General features: G+C 63.6%; 15 protein-coding genes. 8 read left to right on the plus strand and 7 right to left on the minus strand.

Features of this window, described 5'->3' with window-relative positions; translation table 11 throughout:
• Positions 1 to 64: 64 nt before the first annotated feature.
• Genes IVB36_RS12405 through IVB36_RS12425 form a run of 5 tightly spaced genes read right to left on the minus strand, consistent with a single transcriptional unit; the run spans position 65 to position 4,496 of the window.
• Positions 65 to 679 carry a hypothetical protein gene (locus tag IVB36_RS12405; RefSeq protein ID WP_026233992.1) on the minus strand — a complete coding sequence of 205 codons (615 nt, stop codon included), beginning with the start codon at positions 677 to 679 and terminating at the stop codon, positions 65 to 67.
• The gene (locus IVB36_RS12410) at positions 676 to 1,524 is read right to left on the minus strand and encodes an ABC transporter permease (protein ID WP_018460286.1); all 849 of its coding nucleotides are present in this window, start codon (positions 1,522 to 1,524) and stop codon (positions 676 to 678) included. The genes IVB36_RS12405 and IVB36_RS12410 overlap by 4 nt, the downstream gene beginning before the upstream one ends.
• A complete protein-coding gene (locus IVB36_RS12415; RefSeq protein ID WP_018460285.1) occupies positions 1,521 to 2,327 on the minus strand; it encodes an ABC transporter ATP-binding protein in 807 nt (268 codons plus the stop codon). The genes IVB36_RS12410 and IVB36_RS12415 overlap by 4 nt, the downstream gene beginning before the upstream one ends.
• The gene (locus IVB36_RS12420; protein ID WP_026233991.1) at positions 2,324 to 3,304 is read right to left on the minus strand and encodes a YVTN family beta-propeller repeat protein; all 981 of its coding nucleotides are present in this window, start codon (positions 3,302 to 3,304) and stop codon (positions 2,324 to 2,326) included. Before IVB36_RS12420 ends, IVB36_RS12415 begins: the two co-directional genes overlap by 4 nt.
• A 10-nt stretch (positions 3,305 to 3,314) precedes the next feature.
• Positions 3,315 to 4,496 (minus strand): ABC transporter substrate-binding protein, encoded by a 1,182-nt coding sequence (locus IVB36_RS12425; RefSeq protein ID WP_018460283.1) that lies wholly within the window; start codon positions 4,494 to 4,496, stop codon positions 3,315 to 3,317.
• A 127-nt stretch (positions 4,497 to 4,623) separates the two neighbouring features.
• On the opposite strand from IVB36_RS12425, the gene IVB36_RS12430 reads away from it, so the two are divergent.
• Positions 4,624 to 5,124, plus strand: a complete 501-nt coding sequence (locus tag IVB36_RS12430; RefSeq protein ID WP_018460282.1) for a DUF3280 domain-containing protein — start codon at positions 4,624 to 4,626, stop codon at positions 5,122 to 5,124.
• Positions 5,125 to 5,133: 9 nt separating this feature from the next.
• Here IVB36_RS12430 and fghA read toward each other — a convergent pair whose 3' ends face one another.
• On the minus strand, positions 5,134 to 5,979 hold the full coding sequence (gene fghA / locus IVB36_RS12435) for an S-formylglutathione hydrolase (RefSeq protein WP_018460281.1): 846 nt from the start codon (positions 5,977 to 5,979) through the stop codon (positions 5,134 to 5,136).
• 70 nt (positions 5,980 to 6,049) lie between these two features.
• A complete protein-coding gene (locus tag IVB36_RS12440; RefSeq protein WP_018460280.1) occupies positions 6,050 to 6,670 on the minus strand; it encodes a response regulator transcription factor in 621 nt (206 codons plus the stop codon).
• A 146-nt stretch (positions 6,671 to 6,816) separates the two neighbouring features.
• On the opposite strand from IVB36_RS12440, the gene IVB36_RS12445 reads away from it, so the two are divergent.
• The 7 genes from IVB36_RS12445 (at position 6,817) to IVB36_RS12475 (ending at position 14,641) form a co-directional block, all read left to right on the plus strand.
• Positions 6,817 to 8,175, plus strand: coding sequence for a histidine kinase (locus IVB36_RS12445; protein ID WP_247391532.1), 1,359 nt, complete (start codon positions 6,817 to 6,819; stop codon positions 8,173 to 8,175).
• A gap of 153 nt (positions 8,176 to 8,328) precedes the next feature.
• A complete protein-coding gene (locus IVB36_RS12450) occupies positions 8,329 to 10,848 on the plus strand; it encodes a TonB-dependent receptor (protein ID WP_018460278.1) in 2,520 nt (839 codons plus the stop codon).
• 131 nt (positions 10,849 to 10,979) lie between these two features.
• Positions 10,980 to 11,279 (plus strand): hypothetical protein, encoded by a 300-nt coding sequence (locus IVB36_RS12455; RefSeq protein ID WP_085384859.1) that lies wholly within the window; start codon positions 10,980 to 10,982, stop codon positions 11,277 to 11,279.
• Positions 11,276 to 11,509, plus strand: coding sequence for a hypothetical protein (locus IVB36_RS12460; protein ID WP_018460276.1), 234 nt, complete (start codon positions 11,276 to 11,278; stop codon positions 11,507 to 11,509). The genes IVB36_RS12455 and IVB36_RS12460 overlap by 4 nt, the downstream gene beginning before the upstream one ends.
• A 169-nt stretch (positions 11,510 to 11,678) precedes the next feature.
• Entirely contained in the window at positions 11,679 to 11,846 is a 168-nt protein-coding gene (locus IVB36_RS12465) for a hypothetical protein (protein ID WP_162847266.1), read from the plus strand.
• A gap of 60 nt (positions 11,847 to 11,906) precedes the next feature.
• The gene (locus tag IVB36_RS12470) at positions 11,907 to 12,314 is read left to right on the plus strand and encodes a hypothetical protein (RefSeq protein ID WP_018460275.1); all 408 of its coding nucleotides are present in this window, start codon (positions 11,907 to 11,909) and stop codon (positions 12,312 to 12,314) included.
• 863 nt (positions 12,315 to 13,177) lie between these two features.
• Complete coding sequence (locus tag IVB36_RS12475) at positions 13,178 to 14,641, plus strand: GH1 family beta-glucosidase (protein ID WP_085361044.1); 1,464 nt, start codon at positions 13,178 to 13,180, stop codon at positions 14,639 to 14,641.
• Positions 14,642 to 14,692 lie beyond the last annotated feature (51 nt).

Raw genomic sequence — 14,692 nt, forward strand, 5'->3', positions numbered from 1 at the left:
GCGGCAGGTTAATGATCGCCATGGAGGCGCGGGAACCGGCCGCAAGCGGTCAATGAGGCTGACTCTATTCCATTTCCTGCTGGATCACGCGTCCAAGCGCAAACAGCCGCTGGTCGATGGTGGTGGGAACCTCGCAGACGAATCGCACCACCTTGTGGCGGTCCTCGAAAATGCGAGTCTTCCAGATCAGCTCGTTGCTGAGCGCATCGACCTTAGCCTCGTCGCGCGGCGTGGCGCCTTGGAGCGCCTGAAGCTGGACGCTCTCCTCGCGGATCTTGTCGGCGGCTTCGCGCTGCTTGCGGCTGACGCGTTCCAGCCCGCTCATGACCTGCGAGCGCTGAGCGTTGAGCGTGTCGAACAGGCCTGCGAACAGCAGTTTTGCGTTCGTGGTCTTGTCGGCCGCGGAGCCCGCCAAAAACTCCTTCACCAACTTCTCGCCCTCGTCCAGCGGCGTCTTGCGTGCCGACAGTTTGGCGACCAGCGCGCTGACCTTGGCGTCGTCCTTCCATTTGTTCTGCACGTCGTCGAGCGGAGGACCGGCCCATACGGCGGCGAGCGAAATTTCCGGCACTTTGGCCTGCGTGCAGGGCCAATCCGGATAGCGCGGATCGGCCGCGCGTGCCGCCGTGCTCGCGGCTGCGAGCATCAGAGCGGCCATGGCCAGAACCCGAACCGTCATCCTTCGCCTCCCGCAGGCCCCCGTCGCGCCAGCCCGCGCGAGGGATCATAGGCCAGAATCGCGCCGATCATGAAGACGATTGTGCAGGTCGCGACCACCGCCAGCGAGATCCAGTTGATCTGTCCGTACAGCGCGAAGCGGATCAGCTCGACCGCATGGGTGAACGGATTGGCCTCGCAAACATAGTAGAGATATGGGCTGCCCTCCTGCACCCGCCAGAGCGGGTAGAGTGCCGATGAAGCGAAGAACATCGGGAAAATGACAAAATTCATCACGCCGGCAAAGTTCTCCAGCTGCTTGATGCCGGAGGAGATCAGCATGCCCAGCGAGCCCAGCATCAGTCCGGACAGGATCAGGGCCGGCAGCACGGTGAGATAGCCCGATAGGGGAGGGGTGATGTCCCAGAACCAGGCTATCAGCAGGAACGCGTAGACCTGGAGCAGCGACACCGCGGTGCCCGCGAGCAGCTTGCAGAACAACAGGTAGCCGCGCGGCAGTGGGCTCACCAGCAGCGTGCGCATGTTCCCCATCTCACGGTCATAGACCATCGAGAGCGAGGACTGCATGCCGTTGAAGAGCTGGATCATGGCCATCAGCCCCGGCGCGATGAAGACCTCGTAGAGGATGTAGGTCTCGTAGGGCGGGATGATGGAGATGCCGAGCACCTGGCGGAAACCGGCGGCGAAGATGAACAGCCAGACCAGCGGCCGCACCAGCGCCGAGACGAACCGCTCGCGCTGGTGCAGGAAGCGCAGTCCCTCGCGCCAGACAATGCCCGTGAGGCAGGTCATGTATTCGGCGGCCGAGAAGCCGCGCTGCGCCTCGCGCGTGGTGATGCTGCTCATGCGCCGCCGCCCGGCAGGGTCTGCGCGCCGGTCAGGCGCATGAAGGCGGTGTTGACGTCCTGCGCGCCGGCTTCCGCGACGACGCGGCTCATCGGTCCCTGCGCCAGCACCTTGCCCTGATGCAGCACCACGAGATCGTCACCGGCCATGATTTCGTCGAACAGATGCGTGGCCCAGAGTACGCCGATGCCTTGCTCGCTCACGAGCTGGCGCACATGGCTGATGATGTCGGCGCGCGCCTTGACGTCGAGGCCGACGGTCGGCTCGTCCAGCAAGAGCAGGCGCGGCCGGTGCAGCAGCGCCCGGGCGATCTCCAGCCGCCGCATCTGCCCGCCCGAGAGATCGCGCACCTTGCTGCCGGCGCGCTCGGTAAGCCCGATGCGACCGAGCAGCTCGGCGGCTCGAGCGCCGGCTTCGCGGCGGCTGATGCCGTGGAGTGCGGCGTGATAGAGCAGGTTCTGCGTCAGCGACAGATCGAGATCGAGCGTGCGCGGCTGGAACACGACGCCGAGCAACCGCAGCGCCTCGCCGGGACTCTTGCTGATGTCATGGCCGAAAATGCCGACGCGGCCGGACTGGATGCCGAACAGGCGCGTGATCAGCGAGAACAGCGTGCTCTTGCCCGCCCCGTTGAGGCCAAGCAGGGCCGTGAAGCTCGCGGGCTGCACGTTGAAGGACACGTCCATCAGCGCGCGGCGCGGTCCATAGGCGTGGCTGACGTCGTCGATCGATAGCGCGGGCACGGTCGCCGGATCGGGCCTTGGTGTTTCGCGTTGTTCGGCGATGGGAACAGGGCTGGTCATGGCGCGATCGTGATACCCCAGGGCAGTTCGCCCACTTGAATGGTCTTGATCACCTTTTGCGCGGCGACGTCGATGACGGAGACGTCGTTCGAGACGCCATTGGTGGTGAGCAGAAATTTTTCGTCCGGGGTGAATGCCATGTGCCAGACCCGCTGTCCCACCAGCAGATATTTCGTCACCTTGCGCGAGGCGGTATCGACCACGGCGACGCGATTGGCGGGACCGAGCGCGATGAAGGCGGTCTTGTCGTCCCGGGTCATGCCGATGCCAACGGGCTGGATCGCCTCTTTCCTCAACCCCGGAATCTCGAAATTGATCTTGCCGGTCACCTCGTGCTTTCCGGGGTCGATGATCGAGACGGTGCCGCCGATCTCCGAGGACACCCACAATTCGGAAGCGTCGTGCTTGAATTCGGCAAAGCGCGGTCGCGCGTCGACCAGCACGTTGGCGACGATCTGGCGCGACGACGTGTCGATGAAATGCGCCATGTTGGTGGTCTCGGACGTGTTGATCAGCGTCTTGCCGTCCGGGCTGATGGTCATGCCCTCGGGCTCGACGCCGACCTGGATGTCGCCAAGGCGAGCGCGCTTCTCGAGGTCGATCACGGTCACTGTGTTGTCGTTCTCGTTGGCGACATAGAGGACCTTGCCGGCGGCATCCTGGGCGAACAATTCAGGGTCGGGACCGGAGGGCAGGCTGTCCACCACGGTTTGCGTCTTCGCGTCGATCATCTGGATCGTGTCGTCGTCGCCGACCGCGACCATCACGAACTTTCCGTCGCGCGTGAAGTCGATGCCACGCGGGCGCTGGCCGACCTTGATGGTCTTGGTCACCGTCCAGCTTTCGGTATCGATCACCGACACCGTGTTGCTCTTCTCGTTCGAGACATAGGCGATGAACGCATGCGCCGGCGCTGCCGCCAGCGCCAATCCGGACAGCAACCCAACACGCCACGCGCGGAACGTCCAAGTCCTCACTTTAATGTCCTCACTTCAGCTTGCATTTGCTCTCCGGGCGGTCATAGCCGAGCGTGTCGAGCTCGGAGACCTGGTGCAGGAAACCTTCTTGCGGCGACACCGACACCACCATGCGGCCATCGACCAGCAGGATCGGCTGGCGCAGCTGCAGGTTCCAGTCGCGCAAGGTCAGCTTCGTGCCCTTGAAGGCGGCGACCGAGAACTCCGGGCCCTTGATGAAATCGGTGACCTTCTTGACCTCGCCGGAATTGGTGCGCGACGTGGCCTCTCCGATCATGCGCACGGCGGTCCACGCCTGCATGTCGAGCGCAGTCATCCGCCGCGCGTTGAGCTTGACGAAGCGGTTCTGCATCTGGATCGCGCCCCACTGGTCCTGCGCAGCGTCCCAGCTCCGCGGCACGAGGCCGGCCGAGCCCGCGACAGGCCGTGGATCCCAGGTGCGATAGGGCAGGTAGGCGCCGAACACCTCGCTCTCGTCAGCGGCGACCAGTACATCATAGGCCGGAGCTTGTTGCGTGAACACCGGCATCTGCCGCTGGATCAGCGTCACGCCGGAGTCCGTGCGGCGCGCGCCGCCTTTGTCTTCGAAGCTGCGCTCCTGCACGATCTTGGCGCCGAACCGCGTCGCGGTGCGCCGGAGCGCATCGGCGAACAGTCTGTCCTCGTCATGCGAGCCAACCACGAGCAGCCAGCGCTTCCATTGCTTCCACACCAGATACTGACCGAGCGCATCGGCCAGCATTGCGCGCGTCGGCGCGGTGTGGATGACGTTGGCACGGCAATCGGCCTCGCGCAGCCGCTCGTCGATCGCGCCGGCGTTGAACAGCAACGTGCCGCGCTCGCGCAGGGCGTCGGCGACCTTCAGCAGCGTGTCGGCCGGCAGGTCGGCGATGATGAAGCCGTTGCGTGCGGCGAGCTCTGTCGCGGCCTGCACGGCATCTTCGCCCTCCTTGATACGACGCTCCTCCAGCGCAAATCGCTGGTTGAGGAATTTGCCGGTAGTGTTGTTGTCCTCGATGGCCAGGCGTGCGCCGGCGACGCCGTCATTCTCCGCGGGCTGCTCGACCAGCGACAGCGTTGATCTGGTGCCGGCGATTCCGAGATAGCCGACGCCGATCATGACAGGGTCGGCTGCGAGCGCACTCGTCGCAGCAAAACCCAGGCAGATCAGGCCGACCAACCATCGGATCATGTTTCCTCCAGATGTTCTCCCCGGCTTGACCGCCGATGGAGAATTGTCTCTGCTAAAGCATGACCGATTTGTCAGGGCATGCAACCCCGCATTTCGTCCTCACGCCGCCACGCCGGGAATCACGATCATGCGAGCGCTGATATGTTTCGCCGCTTTGCTGTTGACGGGCTCGGCCGCATTCGCCGATCCGCCGAAACTCGCGGTGTTCGATTTCGAACTGATCGACACCAGCCTGCCTGGCGAGTTCTACGGCTCCAAGCCCGAGGAAGCGCGGCTCGACCTCATCAGCGAGCAGTTGCGCAAGGCACTGGTTGAGTCAGGCAGGTTCCAGCTGATCGATATTGCGCCGGTCCGGGATGCGGCCCGTCACGCCAATCTGCAGGCCTGCGGCGGCTGCGACCTCAAGCTTGCCGGGCAGCTGGGTGCCGATTTGGAAATCACTGGCATGGTGCAGAAGGTCTCGAACCTGATCATCAATCTGAACATCTACCTGCGCGACGTGAAGACCGGCAACATGATCACGGCCGCCAGCGCCGATATGCGCGGCAACACCGATGAATCCTGGACGCGCACGATGAGCTATCTGATCCGCAACCGCTTGCTGGCGCCGAACTACGGCAAGCCGTGAGGGAGATATTTACCCCTTCAATCGCTCCGCATGCCAGTGCAGGTGATCGCCCATGAAGGTCGAGATGAAGTAATAGCTGTGGTCGTAGCCCGCCTGCCGCCGCAGCGTCAGCGGAATGTTGGCCTTGGCACAGGCCGCCTGCAGCAATTCAGGACGAAGCTGCTCTTTCAAAAAGTTATCGGCCTCGCCGACGTCGACGAGGAAGCCTGAAAACTTCGCGCCGTCCTCGATCAGCGCCACCGTGTCGTGGCTGCGCCAAATGTCCTTGTTCGGCCCGAGATAGCCGGTCAACGCCTTGATGCCCCAGGGCACGAGCGACGGCGCGACGATCGGCGCAAAGGCGCTGGCCGCGCGAAAACGGTGCGGGTTGCGCAGCGCGACCGTCAGCGCGCCATGGCCGCCCATCGAATGGCCCATCACCGATTGGCGCTTCGCATCGACCGGAAAATTTTCCGCCACGAGTTTCGGCAGTTCGTCGGTGACGTAGCTCCACATGCGATAATTGCTTGAAAACGGCGCTTCCGTCGCGTCGACATAGAAGCCGGCGCCAAGACCGAAATCATAGGCATTATTGGCATCGCCGGGCACGTCGGGGCCTCGCGGGCTGGTGTCGGGCGCGACGAAGATCAAGCCGAGCTCGGCGCAGGCTTTGCGGAATTCGCCCTTCTCGGTGACGTTGGCGTGCGTGCAGGTGAGGCCGGAGAGATACCAGACCACAGGCAGCTTGGCGCCCTGTGCGTGCGGGGGAACATAGACCGAGAACGTCATGTCGGTTCCGGTCGCCTGGCTGGCATGGCGATACACGCCCTGCACGCCGCCATAGGATGTATTGGTCGAGACAGTCTGGATCGTCATGCCGTTATGCTCCGTGGCATCAAACCACATCAGGATTGCAACGCTTGTGTGACCGAATTCGCGGCGGCCGTCAGGCCACGCCGCTGTCGATCGCCAGCCGCACCAGCTCGACAGAGGTTTTCACCCCGAGCTTCTGGCGCATGATGGACGAGGTGTTGGCGACAGTCTTGTAGGACGACTGCACCAGCCAGGCGATCTCGGATAGGCTCTTTCCGGCGCTGAGCAGCCGCAAAATCTCCATCTCGCGCGCGTTCAGCTTCGACAGCGGGCTTTGCGCCAGCGCGGGTCCCGCAAAGGCGATGCTGCGCGCGATCGCGCTCGGCAGATAGGTGCCGCCGCCGCCGACGGTGCGAATCGCCTCGACGAGATCGTCGGGGTCACCGGTCTTGGAGACATAGCCCTTGGCGCCGCACTCGATCGCCCGCGCGGCAAAAGCAGGGTCGTCGTTCATGCTGAACATGATGATCCGGGCCTCGGGCGCGCGCTCGAGGATGCGGCGCGCGAGCTCGAAGCCGGACACGGTCGGCAGGTTGATGTCGATGATCGAGAGGTCGGGGCGCTCGACGATGAAGACGCACTCGCCGTCTTCGGCGTCGGCGGCCTCCAAAATCTCGATCTCGCCCTCGTCCGCCAGCACGGCACGGCAGCCGGAGGCGACGATGGGATGATCGTCGACGATCAAAATGCGCATAGGCGTTCCTCGCGACAGCGTCTTGGCCTGTTTCGCGCCCGGCCGGGATTGCTGTACGCTTTCGATTAGATATCGGGCGCTTCGCCTCTGTCAACGTTATCGGACAAGGGGCAGGCCAATCCTTCGCGGGGGCACGGGCGATACCAATGTGGCAAAATCTATCCTTGCGCGGGCGCATCAACCTGCTGCTGGCGCTGCTGCTGGCGCTGGGACTCGCCGTCAATATCGGCCGCCAGGTCGCGGAAGCCGGGCCGCGCGTGCAGGCCGAGGACCAGAGCGTGATCCGGCTCGCGCGCGAATTCATCGAGATGATCGTTGCGGATCTCAACGAGGCGCCCGATCCGGATGCCAGGCTGAACCAGATCGCACGCGACCTCAGCCGCCTGCGCCATGTCAGCATCGCGCTTCGGGACGAAGCCGGCCGTCCGCTGACGCAGCCCCGGACCGACGCCGATGACGACACCCGCGCGCCGCCGGCCTGGTTCGTCAGCCTGGTTCATCCCGAGCAGACCGCGGTGAGCGTGCCCGTCTCGATCCATGGCAAGCCGGGTTCGCTGCTGATCACCTCCCATCCCGATGACGAGATCGCCGAGATCTGGGACGCCATCGTGACCCAGCTCGAGGTCGGCTCGGTGATCGCGCTGGCGCTGTTCCTGGTGATGATGAATGTGATCGGCCGGGCATTGGCGCCGCTCCAATCCCTTGCGGACGTGATGGCCGAGCTCGAAGACGGGCGTTATCAGGCGCGCGTCGCGCCGGGCGGCGCGCCGGAACTCGCCGCGATCTGCACCAAGCTCAACCATCTTGCGGCAACGCTCAGTGACGCCATCGAGGACAAGCGGCGCCTCGCCGAGCGAACGGTGTCGCTCCAGGACGTCGAGCGCAAGGAGATCGCGCGCGAGCTCCATGACGAGTTCGGGCCATACTTGTTCTCGCTACGCGCGCATGCCAGCGCGCTGGCGAAGCAGGCGGACGGACGCGCCCCGAATGCGGTGGCCGTGCGAAAACACGGCAGTGCCATGCTGGAGCAGATCAACGCGCTTCAGCAGTTCAATCGCCGCGTGCTGGAGCGCCTCCGGCCAGTCGGCCTGGCCGAGTTCGGCCTGCGCCAGGCGCTGGAATCGCTGTCGCGGCTGTGGCGGGAGTCGCATCCCGATGTCACCATCGAGACCGTGATCTCGCCGGCGCTTGGCGTCACCGGGGAGACCGCCGACCTCACCATCTACCGCATCGTGCAGGAGGCGCTCACCAACGTGTTCCGCCACGCCGGCGCGACCTCGGTTAACGTCGTCATCGAGCCGGTGGCGGAGGCGGCAAGCGACGGCCGCAGCTGTGCCCGGGTGCGGGTCAGCGACAATGGCCGCGGCATGGAGCCCGGCCAAAAGCTCGGCTTCGGGCTCGTCGGCATGCGCGAGCGGATTCTCGCGCTGGGCGGCACGCTCAACGTCGTCTCGGGTGACGGTGGTCTGACCGTAGAGGCCCTGGTCCCGACGGCAGCGGCCTGATCGCGTCGGGAAAAATTCCCGATTTGGTCGGGAAATTTGGTGCGATACGGCCCGACCTTTTGTGGCTGGCGCACGCATTCCTGCCGATTACACTCGTCTCGACCAACCGGGGGAAGATCAAAACAGTCGGTGGTCACGGATGGGAAGGCTGGGATGGGCGATCGTGTTTGGTTCAAGCGTTTTCGGTTCAAGCCTATTGGGTTCAAGCCTCTTGGGTTCAATCGTCGTTTGTTGATCGCCTTGGTTTCGACCGGGCTGCTCTCCGTCTTCGCGATCCCCGCGGGGGCCGCGCAGGACGAGGAAACCAACGTCCAGAACCTGCCGCCGGTCGAGGTGACGGCGCCGCCGCGGTCAACGGCGCGGCGCACCGCGTCATCGCGTCCGGTCGCGCACATCGGAGCGCCGTCATCCGCCAGCCCCAAGACGCGCCTCTACGTCTATCCGACCGCGCCGGGTACCGGCAGAGGTCTTGACGTCGACAAGGTCCCCTCGGCGATCAACGCCGTCGACGCCAGCCAGATCAAGCGCACCGGCTCGCTGAACATCACCGACGCGCTTCGCGACAACATCGCCGGCGTCAACATCAGCGAGGTTACCGGCAATCCATTTCAGCCGGATGTCGAATTCCGCGGCTTCGTTGCCTCGCCGGTGACGGGCACGCCGCAAGGCCTCGCTGTGTATCAGAACGGGGTTCGCATCAACGAGGCCTTCTCCGACGCCGTCAACTGGGACCTGATCCCGACCGCGGCGATCCGGTCGGTGACGCTCGTGACCAACAATCCCGCCTTCGGCCTCAACGCGCTGGGCGGCGCGATCAATTTGCAAATGAAGGACGGTTTTACCTATCAGGGCGCGGAGCTTGATCTCATGGGCGGCTCGTTCGGCCGCATTCAGGGCTCGGCGCAATGGGGCAAGACGGTCGACAAGAACTACGGCGTCTATGCCGCGCTCGAAGGCCTGCACGACAACGGCTTCCGCAATTTCTCCCAATCGGACGTGCGGCGCTTCTACGGCGACGTCGGTTACAAGGCGGGCGACAGCGAATTCCACGCCAACATGGGCGTCGCCAAGAACGATTTCGGCGCCAACGCCACCGTTCCCGCCGAGCTGCTCGACAAATATTGGGGCGCGACCTACACGACCCCGCAGACCACTTCCAACCGCGTCGGCTATCTCAACCTGACGGGCAAGGTCGATGCGACGCCGACCTGGACACTCGAAGGCACCGCGCATGTGCGCAGGTACGAGCAGAAGCTCGTCGACGGCAATCCGACCGACGCGCAGGAATGCACTGACCCGGGGCTCGCTGGGCTTCTTTGCTTCGGCGACGGCGCCACACCGGCAAACGGCGTGAACGGCCTGCCGCTTGCCAATCCTTTCGCGTCCGGGACCATCCTCGGCGAGATCGACCGGAGCTCGATACGTTCGACCACCTTCGGCGTGTCGGGGCAGGCCACCAACACCGACCAGCTGTTCGGCCACGACAACCGCTTCGTGATGGGCGCGACCTATGACGCCAGTGTCACGCGCTATAACGCCACCGCCGAAATCGGCACGATCGGAGAAAGCTACGTCGTCAGCGGCGGCGGCCTCTTCCTGGGGCCGACTGGCGTACCTGATACCGTTGCCGGCCCTGTCTCGCTGCGGACCGTCAATCAATATAACGGCCTCTACGCAATGGACACGTTCAATATCACGGACGCCTTCGCCGTCACCGGCGGCGGCCGGTTCAACGTCGCGCGCATCACGCTGGAGGATCAGCTCGGGACCGATCTCAACGGCGATCACACCTTCACCCGCTTCAATCCGGTAATCGGCGGCACCTACAAGATCACGCCGGAGCTGACGGCCTACGCCGGCTATTCCGAGGCCAACCGCGTTCCGACGCCGCTCGAGCTCGGCTGCTCGGATCCAGCCCGTCCCTGTCTGATTGCCGCGTTTCTCGTCTCCGATCCGCCATTGAAGCAGGTCGTGTCCAAGACCGTGGAAGCGGGCCTGCGCGGCAGCAGGGAGCTGAACATCGGCACGCTCGGCTGGAAAATCGGCGGCTTCCGCGCCACCAATTACGACGACATCGTCGCCGTTCCCGCAGTCGGCCGCACCGGCTTCGGCTATTTCTCCAACGTCGGCCGTACCAGGCGTCAGGGGCTCGAAGCTGAGGTCAACATCAAGTCGCCCACGCTTCAGTTTCAGGCGAGCTACGCTTTCGTCGACGCACGCTATCTCGACGCTTTCGCGCTCGGTTCCGAAAGCCCGTTCAGGGATACTGTCACCGAGACCATTCAGGTGCTACCCGGCAACCAGCTCCCCGCGATCCCGCGCCATCGCGTCAAGGTCGGCATCGACTATGCCGTCACCGACGTGTGGAAGGTTGGCGGCAACGCGCTGTTCGTCTCCAGCCAATATCTGGTCGGCGACGAGTCCAACCAATATACGAAGCTGCCGTCCTACACCGTGTTCAACTTGCACACGTCCTACCAGGTGACCAAGAACGTCCAGCTCTACGGCAAGATCGACAATATCTTCGACAGGCGCTACGCGACCTACGGACAGTTCTTCGACCGCGAAGCCGTGCCCAACTTCACCAATGGCGGTGCCGAGTTCACCGACCCGCGCTCGCTCAGTCCGGCAAGGCCGCGTGCGTTCTATGCGGGGATGCGGGTGACGTTCTGATCTTGGCTCGGTAAGCCCGGGTTGGCGCCGCCCGGCATGGCGTGTCACGCCGGCTCTGCTCTACCTCAAGCCGATTGACTCATTGTTCATGTTTTGTTCTTGTGCTGCTCGTCCAGCCAAGGGAGCGAGCCATGGACAACCGCATCAACGAAATCCGCAGGATCATCAGGGCGTTACGCGTCAGCATGCGTGAGGCCGAGGCGATCATGCATGAGCAGATCAACAGGGACGAGGACTGCAGCTTCGTCGCAGGCGAAGTCATGAAGATGCGCACGGTAATGAGCGGGCTCGTTCAGGAGCGGGCCGCGCTCGGAGACACCGACCCGATCGTCGTCGCCAGCCTGTTCGTTCCCCGCCGTCGGCCGATGCCATCGCGCGTCGGGGTTGAGAAGCGCAGCCTTGTTCCGCCGCGAAAGATGGCACGAGCATGAAGGGGGAGAGGCCGACCTACTTCTCCGACATGCAGGAGCCGCCGGAATTTCTGAAGGCGCTTCATCATGCGCGGCGCCTGTCCTGCCTCGAGGGTTGGTGCCGCATGCACATCGAGGCCATCCAGGTTGCGATTGATCAGTACGCGGAGGCGGCTCTCGGTAACCGGGAGTTCTTCCTCAATAAGCCGCACAGCATCGGTGGAAGTCGCAGCGGCGGCGACGTGCCGTGACAGCGGTGCGTGTCAGCGTATCGACCTTTTGACATCTCCGATGATCCCGCCCGCCGGCGAAGCTTGGCGTCGCGTTGTTTTTACCGATTGGAAACCATAGCGAATGATCCTAAAATTGTAACGAAACTGTTCGGCTGTCTCTGCGTCGGTTCGTCGGAGGGCCCGTCCGATGACAGAGCACCAGTTGAGAGAGCAGGAATTCCAGATCGCGCGGTACCGGCATTTGGAGCGCGAAGTGACCGATCCACTTGCCGCCTGTCTGCTTCACAGCATCATTGAAGACCTGGAGGCCGAGCTGCGCAGGAATAGCCCGGATTGGCTCGGGCCGCGCGATTAACGCTTTGTTAGCGCTGATCGTGTCGATATGCGCGAGGAAATACCAGGGGAGACTGCTCCCATGTTGAAGGACGGCACCTACGCCGCCTGGTACAAGACGCCGCTCGATCAGGGGACCGGGATCGTCCATATCGCAGACGGACAGATCTGGGGCTGCGACAGCCTGATGACCTATCACGGCTCTTGCAAGGTCGACGGCGATCGCTTCACCGCCACCGTGTCGACGAAGCGCCATACCGACGGACGCGCAACCGTGTTCGGCGTCGACGATGAGCTCACGCTGGACATCGAGGGAAACTGCCCGGGCAAGGTGGCGACCTACACGGCGACGGCAGCGCAAGCGCCGGGAATGATCCTCCAGGGTACGCTGATTCTGACGGAACAGCAGGCGCCCGCACCTGAACGAACCGGGCAGATGCCGCCGTTCAATCCCGACAAGCTGCCAAAGTTGCCGAAGCGCTCGCGCTGATCGCGGAAGCCCGCGCGCCACCGCGGCGGAAGGACCTCATGTCTGCTCCCGACCCAGGCAGACATTCCGCAATCCAGGCTCGCCAAGCAACGAGAACGGTCCCGTCGTTGGTCATGGCAACACCGAGCCAATTCATCCGCGCTGGATTCCCGCCGTCATCAAGCGATCACTGCGAATACGAAAGCTGATCTTCCGTGACGACTCGCTCGATTTTCTCCGACTTGCACTTGATGCGGTATCGGAGACGTCCATCGGACTCGATGGGCATATGCTGGACGATGGTGTAAATCATCGGTGGCTCAGTTGCGGCACGTCCTTGTGGGCCTTGGGGCTGGTGGCGAACGTCTTCATTCAGCTTGTAGGCATACGACATATATCTACCTCGAATTCACGGTGGCTCTGACGCGGGTCAGTCATTGTATCCCTGGCAGGACAGGCGCTTGGTCAAGCGGAAGAGGTTACCACAGTCTGATGCGGTCAAACCGCGTCATAAGTCAGTCGTTCTCTTGCTTGACCGGTGCAGACAGACAATCGCCCAGAGCGGAGCGGCGATGGCTGCAGCATACGCCATATTTGCGAAGTTTGGTCGTAATTTCCGAGCGGTATATGGCATTCTGTGAGCCTACGGGCCCTCGTATCGAGGGAACTGACAACTTCCTTGCCGGATTGGGCTGGAATTCGAATGACGGTGGGGCTGGTATTTCGGCTTTGGGGTAGCTCTGCCGACGATCGCCCTAGCCCCTTTCGGACAACTTTGTCGCATTCCGCAATCCTGCATCCTCGGCCCTCGGCTCGCCCGCTTCTCAAACGACCCGCGATTCGCCATGGTGCCACCGAAAGAGCATCACCCCGGAGCACGATCAATGTCGGACAAGGTCTCGCGTCGCCAGTTCGCCACGCTGGCGGGATTGTCCGCAGCCGGAATCGCCAATCCTCTCGAGGTCGCGGACGCCAAGCCCGCATCGCCGCCGCGAAACGTGGACGGTTTCCCCGCGGGCTTCGTCTGGGGCACGGCGACCTCGTCCTATCAGGTCGAGGGCGCGGTCAACGAGGACGGGCGAGGGGCCTCGATCTGGGACAAGTTCGTCCGCATCCCCGGCAAGATCGAGGATGGCTCGACCGGCGACCGCGCCAACGAGCACTATCACCGCTACAAGGAGGACATCGCGCTCATCAGGGAGCTCGGCTGCAAGGCCTATCGCTTCTCGGTGGCCTGGCCGCGGCTGTTTCCGGACGGCGACGGCAAGCCCAACCCGAAGGGACTCGATTTCTACAACCGCCTGGTCGACGAACTCCTCAAGAACGGCATCGAGCCGTGGCTGACGCTCTATCATTGGGACCTGCCGCAATCGCTCCAGGACCGGTTTGGCGGCTGGCGGTCGACGGAGACCTGCAAGATCTTCGGTGATTACGCGGCCTATGTCGCCGAGCACCTGACCGATCGCGTCAAGAACGTATTCACACTGAACGAGAGCGGTCGCTTCGTCTATTTCGGCTACGGCATCGGCATCGACGCGCCCGGCGTGACGCTGCCACAAGCCGAGGTCAACCAGATCAGGCACAACAGCGCGCTCGCGCACGGGCTTGCGGTGCAGGCGGTACGCGCCCATGGCCGCCGTGGCACCAGGGTGGGGCCGGCGGAGAACATCGATGCCTGTGCCCCCGCGATCGACACGCCGGAGAACGTCCGCGCCGCAGAGATCGCGCTGCGCGAAATGAACGCCGGCTATCTCAACGTCATCATGACGGGCCAGTACACCGACGCCTTCCTGAATTTCGCCGGGCGCGACGCGCCGAAATACACGGATGCGGAGCTGAAGATCATCTCCTCGCCGGTCGATTTCCTCGGCCTCAACATCTACGCGCCGCAGAACTATGTGGTGGCCTCCGACCAGGGCGCGGGCTTCATGCCGCTGCCGATCCCGAAATCCTTCCCGCACATGAATTCGGACTGGCTGCGCGTCGGCCCCGAGACGATCTACTGGGTGCCCAAGCTGGCGGCAAAGATCTGGAAAACGGACGCGATTTATATCAGCGAGAACGGCACCTCCGGCGACGACGTCGTGACGCCCGACGGCAAGATCTACGACACCGACCGCATCATGTATTTGCGCAACTACCTGGCCCAGCTCCAGCGCGCCACCGCCGAAGGCGTGCCGGTGCGCGGCTATTTCCTCTGGAGCCTGATGGACAATTTCGAATGGGTATTTGGGCTCAACAAGCGCTTTGGGCTCTACCACGTCAATTTCGATACGCAGGTGCGTACGCCGAAACTCAGCGCCAGCTTCTATCGCAACGTGATCGCGAAGAACGCAGCGGGGGTTTGATTGCTCTCCCTCGCCCCGCTCTTGCGGAAGGGCGACGAGCTTGGCTCGCGT

Origin of the sequence: Bradyrhizobium sp. 35 (assembly GCF_023073215.1) — a bacterium.
Lineage (GTDB): Bacteria > Pseudomonadota > Alphaproteobacteria > Rhizobiales > Xanthobacteraceae > Bradyrhizobium > Bradyrhizobium canariense_D.